Genomic DNA, 19,495 nt, shown 5'->3' with positions numbered 1-19,495 from the left:
GGGCGCGGAGCCCCGGGGGTGGTGTCAGCCCATGTGGGTGTGGTGTCAGCCCATGTGCGGGTAGCGGTAGTCCGTCGGCGGGACCAGCGTCTCCTTGATGGCGCGGGTCAGCGTCCAGCGCATCAGGTTCTGGGGGGCGCCCGCCTTGTCGTTGGTGCCGGAGGCCCGGCCGCCGCCGAAGGGCTGCTGGCCGACGACCGCGCCGGTCGACTTGTCGTTGATGTAGAAGTTGCCGGCCGCGTAGCGCAGCTTCTCCATCGTGTGCGCGGCGGCGGCGCGGTCGCCCGCGATGACCGAGCCGGTCAGGGCGTACGCCGAGACGGACTCCATCTGGTCGAGCACGGCGTCGTAGTCGGCGTCGTCGTAGACGTGCACCGCGAGGATCGGGCCGAAGTACTCGGTCGTGAAGACCTCGTTCTCGGGGTCGGTGCAGACGATGACGGTGGGCCGGACGAAGTAGCCGACGGAGTCGTCGTACGTGCCGCCCGCGACGATCGTGCAGCTCGGGTCGGCGGCGGCGCGGTCGATGGCGGCCTTGTTCTTGGCGAAGGAGCGCTCGTCGATGACGGCGCCGATGAAGTTCGTCAGGTCGGTGACGTCGCCCATGGCGATCCCGTCGACCTCGGCCGCGAACTCCTCCTGGAAGCCGTCGTTCCAGATGGACGCGGGGACGTACGCGCGCGACGACGCGGAGCACTTCTGGCCCTGGTACTCGAAGGAGCCCCGGGTCAGCGCCGTCTTGAGGACGGCCCGGTCGGCGCTCGGGTGGGCGACGACGAAGTCCTTGCCGCCGGTCTCGCCGACGATCCGCGGGTAGGAGCGGTACGTCTCGATGTTGGCGCCGACCGTCTTCCACAGGTGCTGGAAGGTCCTGGTCGAGCCGGTGAAGTGGATGCCCGCCAGCTCGGGGTGGGTGAGGGCCACGTCGGAGACGGCGATGCCGTCGCCCGTCACGAGGTTGATGACGCCCTTGGGCAGGCCCGCCTCCTCCAGCAGCTCCATGAGGAGCACCGCGGCGAGGGTCTGGGTCGGGGACGGCTTCCAGACCACCACGTTGCCCATGAGGGCGGGCGCGGTGGGCAGGTTTCCGGCGATCGCCGAGAAGTTGAAGGGCGTGATCGCGTAGACGAAGCCTTCGAGGGGGCGGTGGTCGAGCCGGTTCCAGACGCCCGGGGAGTTGGCGGGCGGCTGCTCGGCGAGCAGGTCACGGGCGTACTTGACATTGAAGCGCCAGAAGTCGACCAGCTCGCACGGACAGTCGATCTCGGCCTGCTGGGCCGTCTTGGACTGGCCGAGCATCGTCGCGGCGGCGAGCTTCTCGCGCCACGGTCCCGCGAGCAGTTCGGCGGCGCGCAGGATGATCGCGGCGCGGTCGTCGAACGCCATCGCGCGCCAGGCAGGGGCGGCGGCCAGCGCGGCGTCGACCGCGTCCTGGGCGTCCTGCCGGGTCGCGGCGGCGAACGTACCGAGCACGGCTCCGTGGTTGTGCGGCTGGACGACGTCGACACGTTCGCCGCCGCCCATCCGCTTCTCGCCGCCGATGGTCATCGGCAGGTCGACGGGGTTCTCGGCCAGCTCCTTGAGCCGCACCTCCAGCCGGGCCAGCTCGGGCGAGCCGGGGGCGTAGCCGTGTACCGGCTCGTTGACCGGCGCGGGAACCTGGGTCACAGCGTCCATGGGGGCCGCATCTCCTTCTGTCTGCAAGTCTGCTCTTCTTCGGCGGTCGGTGGGGCGCGTGGGGTCAGCCGCGGCTGACCAGCGAACGCAGGAAGAACGTGAGGTTGGCGGGGCGCTCGGCGAGGCGGCGCATGAAATATCCGTACCAGTCGGTGCCGTACGCGATGTAGACGCGCATCCGGTGTCCCTCGGCGGCCAGCCGGAACTGCTCGGCCTCCCGGATGCCGTACAGCATCTGGAACTCGTACTCGTCGGGCTTGCGTCCGGCGCGCCGGGCGAGGTCCTGGGCGATGGCGACGATGCGCGGGTCGTGGGTGCCGACCATCGGGTACCCGGAGCCGTCCATCAGAATCCGCAGACAGCGGATGTACGCCCGGTCGACCTCGGCCTTGTCCTGGTACGCGACGGAGGCGGGCTCCTTGTAGGCGCCCTTGACGAGGCGTACGCGCGAGCCGGCCGCGGACAGGACGCGGCAGTCCTCCTCGGTACGGAAGAGGTACGACTGGACGACGGCGCCGGTCTCCGGGAAGCGTGCGCGCAGCTCGGCGTGGACGGCGAGCGTCGAGTCGATGGTGGTGTGGTCCTCGGCGTCGAGGGTGACCGTGGTGCCGGCCGCGGCGGCGGCCTCGACGACGGCGGTGACGTTCTTCAGGGCGAGGTCGTGCCCGCCGGGCAGCGCCTGTCCGAAGGAGGAGAGCTTCACCGACATCTCGGCGCGGGCGCCCAGCTCCAGCGGTGCCAGGGCCTCGATCAGCCGCAGATACGCGTCCCGGGCGGCGAGCGCCGCGGCGGGGTCCGTGATGTCCTCGCCGAGGACGTCGAGGGTGACCTCCAGGCCCTGGTCGGCGAGGGACCGGACGACGGGGGCGGTCTCCTCGACGGACTCGCCGGCGATGAAACGGTTCACCACGGGCCTGGTGACCGGGGCGGCCGACAGGGTGCGGCGCAGGGCGTCGCTGCGCGATGCGGCAAGGATCACGGGACCCAGCACAGGGACCTCCACGGTGGATCGAACGGTGCGGCAGGGGAACGGCAGGAGAACCACTGTGAAACCTAGGGATCGCTCCGATCCTCTGCCATCGACACCTGTCACGCATCCGTGGCCCGGATCTCAGACAGATGTCTGAAGGCGGTGGGAGAATGTCCGGGTGAAGGACGATTACCAGGAACTGGTCGACGAGATCTCGGCGCTGCTCGGCGTCCCGGCGACCCTGGAGAACCGGGACTTCGGACTGATCGCCTTCGGGGTGCACGACAGCGAGGACGACACGGCGGTGGACCCTGTCAGGACGCGTTCGATCCTGACGCGGCGCTCCACGCCCGCCGTGCGCGCCTGGTTCGAGGACTTCGGCATCACCCACGCGTCCGGACCCGTCCGGATCCCGGCGGCGCCGGACGCGGGGGTGTTCCGGGGCCGCATCTGTCTGCCCGTACGCCACCGGGGCCGGGTCCTCGGCTACGTCTGGCTGCTCGACGACTCCGACCCCGGGCCGGGCGGCGCGGCGCTCGCCGCGGCCATGGAGGTGACGGAGCGGATCGGTGAACTCCTCGCCGACGAGGCGAAGGCGGGCACCGACCTCGCCAGGGAGCTGCGGGCCGTCCTCGCCGCGGGCCCCGGCTGGCAGCGGGAGACAGCGTCGGCCGCGCTGCGTGCGGCGCTGGGCCCGAGCGCGGACGGCACGCACCTCCTGCTCTGCGTGGCGCCGTGGGGCGCCGAGGAGCCGCCGGTCCGGGCCGTGCCGGGCACGGCGGCGCTCTGCACCCTGCCGCTCCCCGCGCCGTACGGGGCGGACGGGACCCGCGGCGCGAACGGCGACGGGGCGCTGGCCCTGCTCGTACGGCTGCGCTCGGCGGACGCGGAAGCCCCCGTCCTGACGGCCGCTGCGCGGCTGCGCGAGGCGGCGGGCCCGGGCGCCGGGGCCGGGGTCTGCGCCCCGCGCCGGGGGCTGACGGAGCTGCCGGACGCCTGGCGCGAGGCGGTGGGCGCGGCCCGCGCCTCGGTGGCCCAGCCCCGGCTCGGCCCGGTGGCGCGGTGGGCGTCGATGGGCGCGTACCGCCTGCTGACGGCGCTGCCCACGGCGCCCGACCCGGCGGTCCTGACCCTGCTCTCCCCCGCCCACGGCGAACTGGCCCACACCGCGGAGGTCTTCCTCGACCACGCGGGCCAGGCGGGCCGTACGGCCGCGGCGCTCGGCATCCACCGCCAGACGCTCTACTACCGGCTCTCCCGGATCGAACAGCTCACGGGCCTGGACCTGGCGGAGGGCGAGGACCGGCTGCTGCTCCACATGGCGCTGAAGGCGGCGCGCCTCTGACCGGTTGTCGACGATCAGGGACCGCGCCCGCCGCAGGGGCGTGCGGGGGGGGGCGGCTGCGGAACGCGGGCGAAGCCGGTCCGGTAGGCGAGGGCTACGAGCTGGGCCCGGTGGTGGGCACCGAGCTTGTGCATGATGCGCTGGACGAAGGTGCGGACGGTCAACGGGCTGACGTACAGGCGCTCGGCGATCTCGTCGTTGGTGAGCCCTTCTGCCGCGCAGAGCAGGACTTCCTGCTCGCGGGGAGTGAGGTGGTCCATCTCGCGGGGGGTGGCATGCGGGCGGTCGGGGCCGGAAGCGGCGAGGTAACGGGTGACCACGGCGTGGGTGGCCAGCGGGGAGAGCACCATGTCGCCGGCCGCGACGGTGCGGATGGCGGCGAGGAACTCGGCGGGTCCGACGCCTTTGCCGAGGAAGCCGCTGACGCCCGCGCGCAGGGCCCGGGTGATGTGGTCGTCGGTCTCGAAGGTGGTCAGGATGAGGACGCGGGTGCCGCGGAGCTGGGGATCGGCGGTGATCCGCGCGGCGGCGGACAGGCCGTCCTGATGTGGCATGCGGATGTCCATGACCACGACGTCCGGTGCGGTGGAGCGAGCCAGTTGTACGGCCTGGTCGCCGTCGGCCGCCGTGGCGATGACTTCAAGGTCGTCGGTGGCGTCGATGAGGACCTGGAACGTCGCGGTGAGGAGGGCTTGGTCGTCGGCGAGCAGCACGCGGATGGTCACGGGGTGTCCTTGTCGTGGGCGGCGGGGCGGCCGGCCGGCGAGTACGCGAGGGTGGGCAGCTCGGCCGTCACCTCGAATCCGGCGTCGTCCCGGGGGCGGGCGTGCAGGTGTCCACCGACCGCGTGGGCCCGCTCGCGCATGCCGATGAGGCCGTATCCGGCGGCGTCGCGGACCGGTACGGGCGGGCCGTCGTCGGTGACCGTCAGGGTCAGCAGGTTGTCGGTGTAGTGGAGGTGGACGGAGGCCGTGGTGGTCAGTGCGTGCTTGGAGACGTTGGTGAGTGCTTCTTGCGTGATGCGGTAGGCGGTGAGATCGACGCCGAGTGACAGCGATCGCGCGGCGCCGTCCTGGGTGAGGGTGACGGTGAGGCCGACCTGGTCGAACGAGGCGATCAGCTCCGTCAGTCGCGCCAGGCCGGGGGCGGGGTCGGTCGAAGGGTCCGGGGACTCGTCGCGTTCACGCAGCAGGCCCACGGTCGCTCTCAGCTCGCCCAGCGCCGAGTTGAGGGTGGCGGTGAGGTTCTGCATGACCTGCTGTGCCGTGTCGGGCCGATCGGCCAGCAGGTAGTCGGCGGTGGCGGCCTGGGCATGGGCGAGCGTGATGTGGTGGGCCACGACGTCGTGCAGTTCGCGGGCGATGCGCATCCGTTCGGCGCCGACGCGCCGGCGGGCCTCTTCCTCGCGGGTGTGCTCGGCCATCTCCGCGCGTGCTTCCACCGCGGTGACGTAGTCGCGGCGACTGCGCAGGGAGTCGGCCACGGCCGGGGCGACGAGGGTGAACGCGGCCAGTCCCACCTGGTCGGGCCGCAGCTGCGGCCCGGTCGGCGACGACAGGGCGGAGGCGGCGAGCAGGGCCAGGGCGGCAGTGGCGGTGTAGCGGGCGGCGGTACGACTGTCGGTTCGCCAGGCCAGTGATGCGAGCGCCGCCATGACAGCGCCGGTGAGGGCGGAGCCGAACTCGTAACCGAAGGAGGGGCTCATGGCGCCGAGGACGGCGGTGCACGCGGTCGTGGTGATCACGGTCAGGCGCGGGCGGTCGCGGCGCAGCAGCAGCGCCGCGCAGGCCAGGACAGCGACGCCGGCGGCGGCCGGCGGCGGCCAGCGCACGATGCGGGGCGGCTGCGCCATCGTGGTGGAGAGCACCGCGAGGGCGCACAGGGCGGCCGCCATCGCGGCGTCGAAAGCTCTGGGGTGGCGGCGGGCCCAAGAACGGATGGTGGCGATCACGCGCCCTCCTTCTTTACGGGTGTGCTCGGCGGTTGTCGTCCGTGGACGATCGGGGCGGGCGGCCCCCTGCGCATACGAGGACACCCCGGAGGCCCGCGGGTTGGCGGGGCCCCCGGGGCGGCGGTGGGTCAGGCGCTCATCGATTCCTCCCGTGCCGAGGGCGCCGCCGGGACGGGGTGCGCGACCGCGAGGGTGCGGGCGAGTTGCTCGCCTTCGATGTCCAGGTCGGGCAGCAGCCGGTCCAGCCACCTGGGCAGCCGCCACGCCGCCTGCCCCAGGAGCGCGAGAGCGGCCGGGACGATGGTCATGCGAACGATGAACGCGTCGAAGAGGACGGCGGCGGCCAGCCCCAGACCGAGCATCTTGATCATGGAGTCGGTCATGCCGATGAAACCGGCGAAGACAGCGATCATGATGACGGCGGCGGCCACGACGACGCGGGCGCTGTGCCGGAAGCCGGTGACGATGGCCTGCGCGGGAGGTTCGCCGTGGACGTGGGCTTCGCGGATGCGGGTCACGAGGAAGACCTCGTAGTCCATGGCCAGGCCGAAGACCACGCCGATCAGGAAGATCGGCATCATGCTCATCACCGGTCCGGTCTGGGCGACGCCGAGCTGGTCGGCGAGCCAGCCCCACTGGAAGACCGCGACGATCACGCCGAAGGCCGCGGCGACCGAGAGCAGGAAGCCGAGGGCCGCCTTGAGCGGGACGAGGATCGAACGGAAGACGATCATCAGGAGCAGGACGGCGAGTCCTACGACAACCGCGAGGTAGGGGATGAGGGCGGCGGTGACCTTGTTCGAGACGTCGATGTTCATCGCGGTCTGACCGGTCACCAGCAGGGAGGCGCCGGAGGTCGTCCTCAGCTCAGCGGCCTCGGCGCGGATCCGCTTGACGAGGTCCTTGGTCGCGCCGGCGCTCGGGCCGGTGCTGGGCACGGCGCCGATGATCGCGGTGTCGCCGGCCTGGTTGAAGGTGGCCGGTGAGACGTCCACGACGCCCTCAGTGGCAGTCAGGGCCGTGCGGGCCTGTGCTGCGACGGCCTTCGCGTCGTCGGCGCCCCTGGCGTCGATGACGATGGTCAAGGGCCCGTTGAAGCCGGGGCCGAACCCGTCGGCGAGCGCGTCGTAGGCACGGCGCTGAGTGGTCGAAGTGGGCTGCGCCTCGTCACCGGGCAGGCTGAGCTGGAGATCCAGTGCGGGGACGGCGACGACGCCGAGACCCGCCACGCTCAGCAGCAGCGTCGCCAGAGGCCGGCGGATGACCAAGCGGGCCCACCGGCTGCCCGCGGGCTCCTTCGTGTGTACGGCGGTGGTGGTGCCGCGGCGCTGGGCGCGCGGCAGGACGGCCTGGGGGAAGAAGCCGAGCAGGGCGGGCAGCAGCGTCAGGGCGACGAGCACGGCGATGACGACGGTTCCGGCGGCGGCCAGCCCCATGTCGGTCAGCATCGGCACGCCGGCCACCGAGAGCCCGGCCAGTGCGATGACGACGGTGGCGCCGGCGAAGACGACTGCGGATCCGGCGGTGCCCACCGCCCGGCCGGCGGACTCCTGCGGCACGTGCCCCGCGGCCCGTTCGGCGCGGTAGCGGGAGACGATGAACAGGGCGTAGTCGATACCCACGGCCAGGCCCAGCATCAGGGCCAGGGTGATCGTCGTGGTGGACATGCCCGCGGCGATGATCGCGCAGACTCCGGCGCCCAGACCGATGAGGGCGGTGACCAGAGGAAGCCCGGCGGCGACCATCGCGCGGAAGGTGAGGAACAGCACGAGCGCGGCGACGGCGATGCCGATCAGTTCGGTGACGCCGCCGAGTTCAGGGCCGCCGTCGACGGCCGAGCCTCCGACCTCCACGGTCAGCCCCGCCGCGCGGCCGTCTTCGACGGCGTCCATGAGCGCGGCGGACGTGGCCTCGCTCAGGTCGTCGCCGGAGACGGTGTAGGTGATGGTCGCGAACGCGGTGGTGGCGTCCTTGCTGACGGCTTCCGGCGCGAAGGGACGTGAGGTGTCCTTCACCTGCGAGCCGCGCGCGATGGTGTCGACGACCTTCTCGACAGCCGCCCGGTTCTCGCGAGCGGTCACCTTCTGCCCGTCGGGCGCGGCGAAGACGACGCGTGCGTCCGCGCCCTCCGCGTTGTCCCCGGGGAAGCGCTTGTCGAGCAGGTCGAACGCCTTCTGCGACTCGGTGCCCGGCATGGAGAACCCGTCCTCTTCCGCGGCCGGGGCACTGAGAGCGGCGAAGGAACACGCCGCCAGGATCGCCACCCACAGGAGAGCGACGTAGCGGCGCTGCCGGAAGGACAACCGGCCGAGCCGATAGAGCAAGGAAGCCATGACGAGGCACTCCAGTCGAAGAGGAGAGGGAGGGTGCCGCGGCCATGCCGTACGCCACACGAGGCGCAGGCGGTCCGCGGCTTCGTCCCCATCGTTGGCAACATCGGCCGCGGAGTCGTCCCGCATCTGCGGACACCCGCCCGTAGTGCGGTTGCAGTACCGGCGCGGCAGGGAGCCATCCCCGAGGGGTAGGACACCTGGCCGCTCCCGCCCGCCGACCGGTCCGCCTCACACCGTGGGCCGGCGCCCCCGGGCCCGGCGCGGATACGGCTCAGGCGGCGTGCGCGTCGGCGTAGGCCGGCAGCCGCCAGTCGCCGCCGCGGTCCTCCGTGGCGAACCGCGCGGCAAGGTCGGGGATGCGGAAGAAGCAGGCCAGCGCGGTGGCGTTCTGGAAGGCGCTGATGGCGTGCTTGTTCATGGGCATGCCTACGCGCAGGATGCGGGGATTGACCGCGCCCTGGATCTCGGCGACGAAGGGCCGCAGGACGCGGTCGTAGTGCGCCAGCGCGGTCGGCAGGTCGTCCGCGTGCCGGTTGATCTCCCCGGCCAGGACGTAGGCGCCGACCAGGCCGCCGGAGATCCCCATACCGCTGTAGGGGGACGCGCAGTGCGCGGCGTCTCCGGCCAGGACCACCCGGCCCTGGGACCAGTTGTCGATGCGCACCTGGGCGATCTCCTGGGAGTGGAAGAACGGGCTGCCCTTCATGCCCTCGACGAACCGGTCGGTCTGCCATCCGGCGTCCCGGAACCGCTCGGCCCAGAACCTCTGCTGCTGCTCAACGGGAGCGCGGTGGATCGCGGACGCTGCCGCCGACTCCTCGCGCATCACGAAGTACACCTGGGTCTCCGTGGCGTTGTGGCTGCGCCGCATGATCTGCCGGCCGCCCGGGACCATGCAGGTGTCGCGGATGCCGGTGTCGGAGGCGATGCGCGGCACGAACCAGTAGGCCATGTGGATGCCCACCCGCCAGTACGGGTCGAAGCCCTCCGGCAGCAGCGCCCGCCGGGTGCGCGAGCCCTGCCCGTCGGCGCCGATCAGCAGGTCGTACTCGCCGGAGGTCCCGTCCGAGAAGTTCGCGGTGACCCGGTCCGCGTCCTGGTCGAAGCCGTCGACGCCCCGGTCGAAGACGTACTCGGTGTCGTTCCTGGTCGCCTCGTGCAGGATACGGACGAGGTCGCCGCGCATGATCTCGTACTCCGAGGTCAGGGTCTGACGTCCCCTGCCGGAGGTGTTCGCCATGATCGTCGCCTTCGGCCTGCCGCGGGAGTCGACGAAGGCGACGCCCGCCTCGTCCACCAGATGCCTGCGCACGGTCTCCAGCAGGCCCATGCGCGCGACCGCCTCGATGCCCTGTCCGCGCAGGTCGACCTGGGCGCCCGAGGCGCGCAGCGCCGGGAAGCGCTCGACGACCGTCACCTGGTGACCGCCTCGGGTGAGCCAGAAGGCCAGCGCCTGCCCGGCGACGCCACCTCCGGCGACGAGGATCCGCAGCGAACGCTTCGCGATCGTGTTCTTCACGTCCGGCCACTCCAGAATCTATCAGTGATTGATTCCATTCACAGTCTTCTATCAGCGATAGAATGTCAACGTGACCAAGATGAATCGCAAGACCGTCGTCACGGAGGCGCTGGATCTGCTGGACGACGTCGGCCTGGAAACGGTCAGCACCAGGCGGCTGGCCAAGCGGCTCGGCGTCGAGCAGCCGTCGCTCTACTACCACTTCCGGACCAAGAAGGATCTCCTCGCCGCCATGGCGGAGGCGGCCATGGCCCCGCACGCCAACGCGCCGCTGCCCTCCCCCGGGGACGACTGGCGCGCGTGGTTCCTGGAGAACTCCCGCAGCTTCCGTCGCACGCTGCTGATGCGCCGGGACGGTGCCCGGCTGCACGCCGGCACCACTCCGACCGGCGACCTCGACCGGATCCGCCGCAAGATGGCCTTCCTGGTCTCCTCCGGCGTGCCCGAGCGGGAGGCGCAGATGGCGATGCTGGCCACGGGCCGCTACACGGTCGGCTGCGTGCTTGAGGAGCAGGCGGATACGGATTCACCGGCCGCCGAGGACCTGCCGGACGACGTCCCGGTACTCGATCACGAGGCGGCATTCGAGGCGGGCCTCGCGCTCATCCTCTGCGGCTTGGAACAGCACACCGCGGCATCCGGCCCGCCCTCCGGCGCACCGGCGCCGATCTGACCGACCGCAGGACGGGACGGCAGCCGGTACCGCGCCGGCCCGGAGAACGGCCGAAGGGCCCGGTGGGATGCCACCGGGCCCTTCGGTCGGGAACGATCCGGGCCGGCCTCGGCCGGACCGGGACGGTCGGTCCGCTCAGTCCGTGAGGTTCACCGAGCGGGCCGAGACCGCGCCGATCTCGGCGGCGATCTCCGTGAGCACGGTCTGCGGGACCGTGTCGTCGACGGTGAGGACGACCAGCGCCTCGCCGCCCTCCTCCGCGCGGGAGACCTGCATGCCCGCGATGTTCAGCCCGGCCTCGCCGAGGATCCGGCCGACCGTGCCGACGACGCCGGGGCGGTCCTCGTACCGCAGCACGACCATGTGCTCGGCCAGCGCCAGGTCCACGTCGTACTCGCCGATCGCGACGATCTTCAGCAGGTGCTTGGGTCCGGCCAGCGTGCCGGAGACCGAGACCTCCTCGCCGCCGGAGAGCGTGCCGCGCACCGTCACCACGTTGCGGTGGTTCGGGGACTCGCTGGAGGTGGTGAGGCGGACCTCGACCCCGCGCTCCTGCGCGAACAGCGGCGCGTTCACGTACGAGACGGTCTCCGCGACGACATCCTCGAACACGCCCTTGAGCGCCGAGAGTTCGAGCACCTTCACGTCGTGCTGGGTGATCTCGCCGTAGACCTCGACGTCGAGCCGGGCCGCGACCTCGCCCGCGAGGGCGGTGAAGATCCGGCCGAGCTTCTCGGCGAGCGGCAGACCCGGGCGTACGTCCTCGGCGATGACCCCGCCCTGGACGTTGACCGCGTCGGGGACCAGCTCACCGGCGAGCGCGAGCCGTACGGAACGCGCGACCGCGACGCCCGCCTTCTCCTGCGCCTCGTCGGTGGAGGCGCCGAGGTGCGGCGTGCAGACGACCTGGTCGAACTCGAAGAGCGGGGAGTCCGTGCAGGGCTCCTTCGCGTACACGTCGAGACCGGCGCCGGCGACCCGGCCCTCCTTGAGGGCGGAGGCGAGCGCCGCCTCGTCGACGATCCCACCACGCGCGGCGTTGACGATCCGGACCGACGGCTTGACCTTGTGGAGCGCGTCGTCGCCGATGAGGCCGATGGTCTCCGGCGTCTTGGGCAGGTGCACGGTGATGAAGTCCGACACCTCCAGCAGCTCGTCCAGCGTCAGCAGCTTGACGCCCATCTGCGCGGCGCGGGCCGGCTGCACATAGGGGTCGTACGCGACGATCTTCATGCCGAAGGCGGACATGCGCTGCGCGACGAGCACGCCGATCCGGCCGAGGCCGACGACGCCGAGGGTCTTCTCGCTCAGCTCGACGCCCGTGTACTTGGAGCGCTTCCACTCGCCGTTCTTGAGCGCGGTGTTGGCCTGCGGGATGTGGCGTGCGGTGGCCACGAGCAGACCGCAGGCCAGCTCGGCGGCGGTGACGATGTTCGACGTCGGCGCGTTGACGACCATCACGCCGGCCTTGGTGGCGGCGGAGACGTCGACGTTGTCGAGGCCGACCCCGGCGCGGGCGACGACCTTCAGCTTCTTGGCCGCGGCCACGGCCTCGGCGTCGACCTTGGTCGCGGAGCGGACGAGAATCGCGTCCACGTCGGCGATGGCCGGAAGCAGCTCCGCGCGGTCGGCGCCGTTGCAGTGCCGGATCTCGAAATCCGGACCGAGCGCGTCGACGGTGGCGGGCGAAAGCTCTTCAGCGATGAGTACGACAGGTTTCGAGCTCACGTGAGTCCTCACAAGTCCCATTGCGGACGGCCGTCCCGACGGCCGCATGCGGTGGAGGGGTCCTAGGGCGGAGCGCGCCCTAACCGCGTGAAAGACGCACGACGCTGTGGGCCTGACGCGTATGTGTTGAGCAGTGTAATGCTGAGCCGGGCTGCGTTACCGCCCGCGCGGCAGGATCACTCATACGTGCGGCCAGGCGGTGGCGTGCCGTGCGTCGCGGATGGGCGGGCGGCCCCGGTCCGGTCCCGTCCCCCTCGTCCCTTCCGGGATTCCAGGGGATCAGGAGCGGTGCCGGGGCCGCCCGCCCACGGTGTTACGCGTCCTCGTCGTCGACCCAGCTCATGAGCTTGCGCAGCTCGGCGCCGGTCGTCGCCAGCAGGCTGTCGCTGTCGGCCTTCTTGTACTCGTTGTACTTCTTCAGACCGCCGTGGTACTCGTCCATCCAGTTCTTGGCGAACGTACCGTCCTGGATCTCGGCCAGGATCTTCTTCATCTCGACCTTGGTCTGGTCGTTGATGACGCGCGGGCCGCTGACGTAGTCGCCCCACTCGGCGGTCTCGGAGACCGACCAGCGCATCTTCTCCAGGCCGCCCTCGTACATGAGGTCCACGATCAGCTTCAGCTCGTGGAGGCACTCGAAGTACGCGATCTCCGGCTGGTAGCCGGCCTCGGTCAGCGTCTCGAAGCCCGCCTTGACCAGCGCGGCGGTACCGCCGCAGAGCACGGCCTGCTCACCGAACAGGTCGGTCTCGGTCTCCTCGGTGAAGGTCGTCTTGATGACGCCGGCGCGGGTGCCGCCGATTCCCTTCGCGTACGAGAGGGCCAGCGCGAACGCCTTGCCGGAGAAGTCCTGCTCGACGGCGGCGATACACGGAACGCCGCGGCCCTCCTCGTACTGGCGGCGCACCAGGTGGCCCGGGCCCTTGGGGGCGACCATCGCGACGTCGACATTGGCCGGCGGCTTGATGAAGCCGTAGCGGATGTTGAGGCCGTGACCGAAGAACAGCGCGTCGCCGTCCTTCAGGTGGTCCTTGATGGACTCCTCGTACACCTGGGCCTGGATCGGGTCCGGCACCAGGATCATGATGACGTCGGCCTCGGCGGCGGCCTCGGCGGGCGTCACGACGCGCAGACCCTGCTCCTCGGCCTTGGCCTTGGACTTGGAGCCCTCGTGCAGGCCGACGCGGACGTCGACACCCGAGTCACGGAGCGACAGCGCGTGGGCGTGGCCCTGGCTGCCGTAACCGATGACCGCGACCTTGCGGTTCTGGATGATGGACAGGTCGGCATCGTCGTCGTAGAACAGCTCGGCCACTGGGTCTTCTCCTTGGTGTGCACTTCTGTGAAATGTCGCAGCTTGCGTCCCACCGTACGGCGGGATGGGCGAAGCCGGTCTCCCGGTCTCGGTATTCGAACCGGACCGGGCGGGGTCCTGTTCGCCTCTCGTGGTGAGGGGCGTCAGGCGCTGCGGTCCAGGGCCCGCAGGCTGCGGTCCGTGATGGACCGCGCGCCACGCCCTATGGCGATCGTCCCGGACTGCACCAGCTCCTTGACGCCGAACTGCTCCAGCATCTTGAGCATGGCGTCGAGCTTGTCACTCGATCCGGTGGCCTCGATCGTCACGGCGTCGGGTGACACGTCGACGGTCTTGGCGCGGAAGAGCTGGACGATCTCGACGATCTGGGAGCGGGTCTCGTTGTCGGCGCGGACCTTCACCAGGACGAGCTCGCGCTGGATCGCAGCGCCGGGCTCGAGTTCGACGATCTTCAGGACGTTCACCAGCTTGTTGAGCTGCTTCGTCACCTGCTCCAGGGGCAGTTCCTCGACATTGACCACAATGGTGATGCGGGAGATGTCGGGGTGTTCCGTGACACCGACGGCGAGCGAGTCGATGTTGAAACCGCGGCGGGAGAACAGCGCGGCGATCCGGGCGAGGATGCCGGGGGTGTTCTCCACCAGAACGGAGAGCGTGTGCCTGGTCATGTGTCGGTCTCTTCTCTCGTTCTCGCGGCTCAGTCGTCGGCGCTGTCGCCGAAGTCGGGGCGGATGCCCCGGGCGGCCATGACCTCGTCGTTGGAGGTGCCTGCGGCGACCATCGGCCACACCTGGGCGTCCTCGTGGACGATGAAGTCGACCACGACGGGGCGGTCGTTGATGGCGTTGGCCTTGGCGATGACCGCGTCGAGATCGTCCGGGGACTCGCAGCGCAGGGCGACACAGCCCATGGCCTCGGACAGCTTGACGAAGTCCGGGACGCGGGTGCCGCCGCTGGGGCCGCCGCCGTTGTCCTGTCCCGAGTGCAGGACGGTGTTGGAGTAGCGCTGGTTGTAGAAGAGGGTCTGCCACTGGCGGACCATCCCGAGCGCCCCGTTGTTGATGATCGCGACCTTGATCGGGATGTTGTTGAGCGCGCAGGTGGTGAGTTCCTGGTTGGTCATCTGGAAGCAGCCGTCGCCGTCGATCGCCCAGACGGTACGGTCCGGCTGCCCCGCCTTGGCGCCCATGGCGGCCGGCACGGCGTACCCCATGGTCCCGGCGCCGCCGGAGTTCAGCCAGGTGGCGGGCTTCTCGTACTCGATGAAGTGCGCGGCCCACATCTGGTGCTGGCCGACGCCCGCGGCGAAGATCGTGTCCTCGGGGGCCATCTGGCCGACGCGCTGGATGACCTGCTGCGGGGAGAGCGAGCCGTCCCCGGGCTGCTCGTAGCCGAGGGGGTAGGTCTCGCGCCAGCGGTTGAGGTCCCGCCACCAGGCGGTGTACCCGGCCTTGGCGGCCTCGCCGACGTGGCCCTCGGTGTGCTCGGCCTGGACGGCCTGGACGAGGTCGGCGAGGACCTCGCGGGCGTCCCCGACGATCGGCACGTCCGCGATGCGGTTCTTGCCGATCTCGGCGGGGTCGATGTCCGCGTGGACGATCTTGGCGTGCGGCGCGAAGCTGTCCAGCTTGCCGGTGACGCGGTCGTCGAAGCGGGCGCCGAGGGCGACGATCAGGTCGGCCTTCTGGAGCGCGGTGACGGCGGTGACCGAACCGTGCATGCCCGGCATCCCCACGTGCAGCGGGTGGCTGTCGGGGAAGGCGCCCAGCGCCATCAGAGTGGTGGTGACGGGGGCGCTGGTCAGCTCGGCGAGGACCTTCAGCTCGGCGGTGGCGCCGGCCTTGATGACGCCGCCGCCGACGTACAGGACGGGGCGCTCGGCCTGGGTGATCAGCCGGGCGGCCTCGCGGATCTGCTTGGCGTGCGGCTTGGTCACCGGGCGGTAGCCGGGCAGGTCGTGGGTGGGCGGCCAGGAGAAGGACGTACGGGCCTGGAGGGCGTCCTTGGCGATGTCGACCAGGACGGGGCCCGGGCGGCCCGTGGAGGCGATGTGGAACGCCTCCGCGATGGTCCGCGGGATGTCCTCGGCCTTCGTGACCAGGAAGTTGTGCTTGGTGATCGGCATCGTGATGCCGCAGATGTCCGCCTCCTGGAAGGCGTCCGTGCCGATGGCCTTGCTCGCCACCTGGCCGGTGATCGCGACGAGCGGCACGGAGTCCATGTGCGCGTCGGCGATCGGGGTGACCAGGTTGGTGGCGCCGGGTCCCGAGGTGGCCATGCAGACGCCGACCTTGCCGGTGGCCTGGGCGTAACCGGTCGCGGCGTGACCCGCGCCCTGCTCGTGGCGGACGAGGACGTGCCGGACGCGGGTGGAGTCCATCATCGGGTCGTACGCGGGGAGGATGGCGCCGCCGGGGATGCCGAATACGATCTCGGCCCCCACCTCTTCAAGAGACCGGATGAGCGACTGCGCGCCCGTGACGTGCTCGACTGAGGCGGAGGACGGTCCGCCGTTACGGGCCCGCGGCTGCGGATGGTGGGCCCCGGTGGCCTGCTCGGACATCGGCATTCTCTTCTCGAAGCTGAGGGTTTTTGCGAGTTTTGTGGTGCGCCGGTGCAACAAAAAACCCCTCGTGCCGTGAGGCAGGCGAGGGGAGCGCGTCGGTGCGGTCTGCAGAGCGGGAAGGAGGCTCTGCGTCAGCCGACGCGCTGTCCAAGTACGAGAATTCGGGTGCGCATGGAAATGACCCTCCCTCCGGCGCGCCCCGGCTGTCAAGTGGGTGGGACGGGAGTCTCATTATTTGAGCGGATGGACGGCCGGGGAATCCGGTCGGAGACGGGCTGCCGGGGCCGCCGTACGGGCAGCGAGCCACCGGTGCCGGCGAGGACGGGCAGGGCGTTGGTGCCCGGCATGGGGTAGGAACCGGCCACCAGGGCGCGGCGCAGCCGGTACTCGTCGAGCGGCCCGGAGAAGGCCATGCCCTGGCCGTGGGTGCACCCCATGGCGCGCAGGGCGGTCACCTGTTCGGGCAGGTCCACCCCCTCGGCGACGGACTGCATGCCGAGGTCGCAGGCGATCCGCAGCAGCCCCGCGGTGATCTTGTGCAGCCGCCCGGACTCCACGACGCCCTCGACCAGACCGCGGTCCAGTTTCAGTACGTCGACGGGGAGGCGGCGCAGGGCGTTTATCGCCGCGTAACCGCTGCCGAAGCCGTCCAGCGCGATCCGTACGCCGAGCCGGCGCAGCGCGACGAGGCGGTGCTCCAGCTCGTCCAGGGAGGCGCGCGGGTCGTTGTCGGACAGCTCGATCATCAGGGCCCCCGAGGGCAGCCCGTGCCGCATCAGCAGGGCTTCCACGGAGCTGAGGGGCAGGGACTTGTCGAGCAGTCTGCGGGCCGGGATCCGTACGGAGACGGGCGCGGAGTAGCCCAGCCCGGCGCGCTCGGCGGCCTGCTTGACGGCCTCTTCGAGGAGCCAGCGGCCCAGCTCCGAGGTGCGGTCGCCGTCGTCGGAGCCGCGCAGGAACTCGGCCGGGGTGAAGAGGATGCCCTGGGCGGAGCGCCAGCGGGCCTGGGCGGCGACTGCGGAGACCCGGCCCGAGGTGAGGTGGACCACGGGCTGGTGGAGCAGCGTGAACTCGCCGTCGTGGAGCGCGGTGCGCAGTCTGGCCGCCAGCTCGGTCCTGCGGACCACGTCGGCCTGCATCTGGGGCGCGTACATCTCGACGCGGTTCTTGCCGCCCGCCTTGGCGCGGTACATGGCGAGGTCCGCGTTGCGCATGAGGTCGGTGGGGGTTATGCCGGGCTCGGCGAAGGCGACGCCGATGGAGGCGGCGACCCGGACGTCGTTGCCGTCGATCTTGTAGGGCTGGGAGAGCTTGAGGCGCAGCCGGTCGGCGATCTCGTGGACCTGGTACTCCCGGGCGGCCTGGTCGCCGGAGCCGTCGCCGAGGACGATGGCGGCGAACTCGTCGCCGCCGAGCCGGGCGGCGGTGTCGCCCGCCCTGACGGAGTCCTGGAGCCGGTGGGCGGCGAGGATCAGGAGTTCGTCCCCCACCTGATGCCCCAGGCGGTCGTTGACGCCCTTGAAACCGTCGAGGTCGATGAAGAGCACCGCCGTGCCGGGATCGGTCGTACGGCGGCCGGAGAGGGCCTGCCTGACCCGCTGGGTGAACAGCGCCCGGTTGGGCAGATCGGTGAGCGGGTCGTGTTCGGCGTTGTGCTGGAGCTGTGCCTGGAGGCGGACCCGTTCGGTGACGTCCCGGCTGTTGAAGATCAGTCCGCCCTGGTGGCGGTTGACGGTGGACTCCACGTTGAGCCAGTCGCCGGTGCCGGAGCGGAAGCGGCACTCGATACGGGTCGTGGGCTCCTCGGTGGGAGGGGTGGCCAGGAAGCGGCGCACTTCGTGGACGACCCGGCCGAGGTCGTCGGGGTGGATGATCGAGGCGAGTTCGGCGCCGACGAGATCCTCGGCCTCGCGCCCGTAGACGCCGGTGGCGGCGGGGCTGACGTAGCGGAGTATCCCGGAGGGCGCGGCGATCATGATGACGTCGCTGGAACCCTGGACCAGGGAGCGGAAGTGGCTCTCCTTGTGCGCCAGTTCATGGGTGAGGGCGATGTTGTCGACGAGCATGATGCCCTGCCGTACGACCAGGGCGAGCACGACCGTGCAGCCCGTGAGGACGACGACCCGGTCGACCTTGCGGTCCTCGGTGACGTTGTACAGGATCCCCAGCGTGCACACGGCGGCGGCGAGATACGGCGTGAGCGCGGCCAGGGAGCCCGCGATCGGCGTGGAGTGCCGGGTCTGGCGGTCCTCGCGGGGCGGGGCGGGGGTGCTGGGCTCGGGGACGCGCCGGACGCCCCAGGGCGCGTACGCGAGGAGCAGCGACCCGGCGAACCAGCCCGCGTCCAGGAGCTGTCCCGAGCGGTAGGTCTCGCGCAGCAGCGGCGAGGTGAACAGGGCGTCGCACAGCACCGTCAGGGCGAGCGCGGCGATGGCGGTGTTGACCGCGGAGCGGCTGCCCGCGGCCTTACGGAAGTGCAGGGCGAGCACCATGCTGACGAGGACGATGTCCAGCAGCGGATAGGCGAGGGAGAGCGCGGCCTGGGTGACGCTCTCGCCCTGGAACTGCGCGGTGCGGGCGAGGGCGAGGCTCCAGGAGAGCGTGAGCAGCGAGCCGCCGATCAGCCAGGAGTCCAGCGCGAGGCAGACCCAGCCGGCCCTGCTGACCGGCCGCTTGGCGAGGACGAGCAGGCCCACGATGGCGGGTGGCGCGAAGCAGAGGAAGAAGAGATCGGCGAGGCAGGGGCTGGGGACGGGCTTTTCGAGGATGACCTCGTACCAGCCCCAGACCGCGTTGCCCGCGGAGGCCATCGCGGAGGAGAAGGAGAACAGCAGCCACGCGGGCCGGAAGCGGCTGGTGTGGCCGCGTGCGTAGAAGAAGCAGGAGACCGCGGCGATCAGCGCGGCGAGGCTCAGTCCGAAGTCGCCCATGATCAGGGCGAGTTTCTCGGACCCCCAGCCCAGCGCCGCACCGGCCGCGTAACCGCCGCAGATCAGGGCGAGGAGGAGCTGGGCGACCAGCCCCGTGCTCCCGCCGGAGACCTGGCGCCCGCTCACGAACACGCCCTCGGCGCTCACCGGATCGCTCCGGGGCGTGCCACCGTCACGACGCGTGCCTCTGTCACGACGCGCGCCTCCGTCATGGCGTGTGTCTCCGTCACGACCGGCGGGCGCGGGTCGCGCGCCGGAGTGTCCGGAGGTCGTCGCCGCCGACACCCTTGCCGCGTCGGATCGTTCGTCCATTGGCCGTACATAGCCCGTCGCCCCCCTCGGATTCCTGTCACCCTGCTGCGCCGCCCCACACGCGGTACAGCCCCCAGATCGGGACGATACACCAGACTCGTCACTCAGGGCCATAGTTCTTCTACTCTCCGTGACGACCAGCGGAGTTGTCGGTATCGAGGGTGTCCGGACGGGTG

Annotated in this window: 13 protein-coding genes; 2 read left to right on the top strand and 11 right to left on the bottom strand. The window is 71.1% G+C overall.

Annotation, left to right across the window (positions count from 1 at the left end; all coding sequences use genetic code 11):
- Positions 1-45: 45 nt before the first annotated feature.
- Complete coding sequence (gene pruA, locus ACIO3P_RS37605; protein WP_329822132.1) at positions 46-1,677, bottom strand: L-glutamate gamma-semialdehyde dehydrogenase; 1,632 nt, start codon at positions 1,675-1,677, stop codon at positions 46-48.
- A gap of 64 nt (positions 1,678-1,741) precedes the next feature.
- On the bottom strand, positions 1,742-2,668 hold the full coding sequence (locus ACIO3P_RS37600; RefSeq protein ID WP_329822131.1) for a proline dehydrogenase family protein: 927 nt from the start codon (positions 2,666-2,668) through the stop codon (positions 1,742-1,744).
- Positions 2,669-2,825: 157 nt separating this feature from the next.
- Between ACIO3P_RS37600 and ACIO3P_RS37595 the strand changes: the two genes are divergently transcribed.
- Entirely contained in the window at positions 2,826-3,992 is a 1,167-nt protein-coding gene (locus tag ACIO3P_RS37595; protein WP_401855553.1) for a PucR family transcriptional regulator, read from the top strand.
- Positions 3,993-4,006: 14 nt separating this feature from the next.
- Here ACIO3P_RS37595 and ACIO3P_RS37590 read toward each other — a convergent pair whose 3' ends face one another.
- The 4 genes from ACIO3P_RS37590 to ACIO3P_RS37575 form a co-directional block, all read right to left on the bottom strand.
- Positions 4,007-4,717, bottom strand: a complete 711-nt coding sequence (locus tag ACIO3P_RS37590; RefSeq protein WP_401855556.1) for a response regulator — start codon at positions 4,715-4,717, stop codon at positions 4,007-4,009.
- Positions 4,714-5,943, bottom strand: a complete 1,230-nt coding sequence (locus ACIO3P_RS37585) for a sensor histidine kinase (protein ID WP_329822128.1) — start codon at positions 5,941-5,943, stop codon at positions 4,714-4,716. The genes ACIO3P_RS37590 and ACIO3P_RS37585 overlap by 4 nt, the downstream gene beginning before the upstream one ends.
- Before the next feature lie 128 nt (positions 5,944-6,071).
- On the bottom strand, positions 6,072-8,276 hold the full coding sequence (locus tag ACIO3P_RS37580) for an MMPL family transporter (RefSeq protein WP_329822127.1): 2,205 nt from the start codon (positions 8,274-8,276) through the stop codon (positions 6,072-6,074).
- Between the two features lie 271 nt (positions 8,277-8,547).
- Positions 8,548-9,795 carry an FAD-dependent monooxygenase gene (locus ACIO3P_RS37575; protein ID WP_401855560.1) on the bottom strand — a complete coding sequence of 416 codons (1,248 nt, stop codon included), beginning with the start codon at positions 9,793-9,795 and terminating at the stop codon, positions 8,548-8,550.
- A gap of 79 nt (positions 9,796-9,874) precedes the next feature.
- On the opposite strand from ACIO3P_RS37575, the gene ACIO3P_RS37570 reads away from it, so the two are divergent.
- On the top strand, positions 9,875-10,468 hold the full coding sequence (locus ACIO3P_RS37570; protein WP_329822151.1) for a TetR/AcrR family transcriptional regulator C-terminal domain-containing protein: 594 nt from the start codon (positions 9,875-9,877) through the stop codon (positions 10,466-10,468).
- Positions 10,469-10,603: 135 nt separating this feature from the next.
- On the opposite strand, the gene serA is transcribed toward ACIO3P_RS37570, so the two are convergent.
- The 5 genes from serA to ACIO3P_RS37545 all read right to left on the bottom strand — a co-directional run bounded on the left by serA (position 10,604) and on the right by ACIO3P_RS37545 (position 19,154).
- A complete protein-coding gene (gene serA / locus ACIO3P_RS37565; RefSeq protein WP_329822125.1) occupies positions 10,604-12,196 on the bottom strand; it encodes a phosphoglycerate dehydrogenase in 1,593 nt (530 codons plus the stop codon).
- A gap of 313 nt (positions 12,197-12,509) precedes the next feature.
- Positions 12,510-13,577 carry a ketol-acid reductoisomerase gene (ilvC, locus tag ACIO3P_RS37560; RefSeq protein WP_329822150.1) on the bottom strand — a complete coding sequence of 356 codons (1,068 nt, stop codon included), beginning with the start codon at positions 13,575-13,577 and terminating at the stop codon, positions 12,510-12,512.
- 77 nt (positions 13,578-13,654) lie between these two features.
- On the bottom strand, positions 13,655-14,179 hold the full coding sequence (gene ilvN, locus ACIO3P_RS37555) for an acetolactate synthase small subunit (protein WP_329822124.1): 525 nt from the start codon (positions 14,177-14,179) through the stop codon (positions 13,655-13,657).
- Between the two features lie 29 nt (positions 14,180-14,208).
- Positions 14,209-16,074 (bottom strand): acetolactate synthase large subunit, encoded by a 1,866-nt coding sequence (locus tag ACIO3P_RS37550; RefSeq protein WP_329822123.1) that lies wholly within the window; start codon positions 16,072-16,074, stop codon positions 14,209-14,211.
- Between the two features lie 209 nt (positions 16,075-16,283).
- Positions 16,284-19,154: an EAL domain-containing protein gene (locus tag ACIO3P_RS37545; RefSeq protein ID WP_329822122.1), complete on the bottom strand. Its 2,871-nt coding sequence runs from the start codon at positions 19,152-19,154 to the stop codon at positions 16,284-16,286.
- Positions 19,155-19,495: the final 341 nt, after the last annotated feature.

It is taken from the genome of Streptomyces sp. NPDC087310, assembly GCF_044744405.1.
In the GTDB taxonomy this organism is placed as follows: Bacteria; Actinomycetota; Actinomycetes; order Streptomycetales; family Streptomycetaceae; genus Streptomyces.
This window is presented reverse-complemented; position numbering and strand designations above follow the sequence as displayed.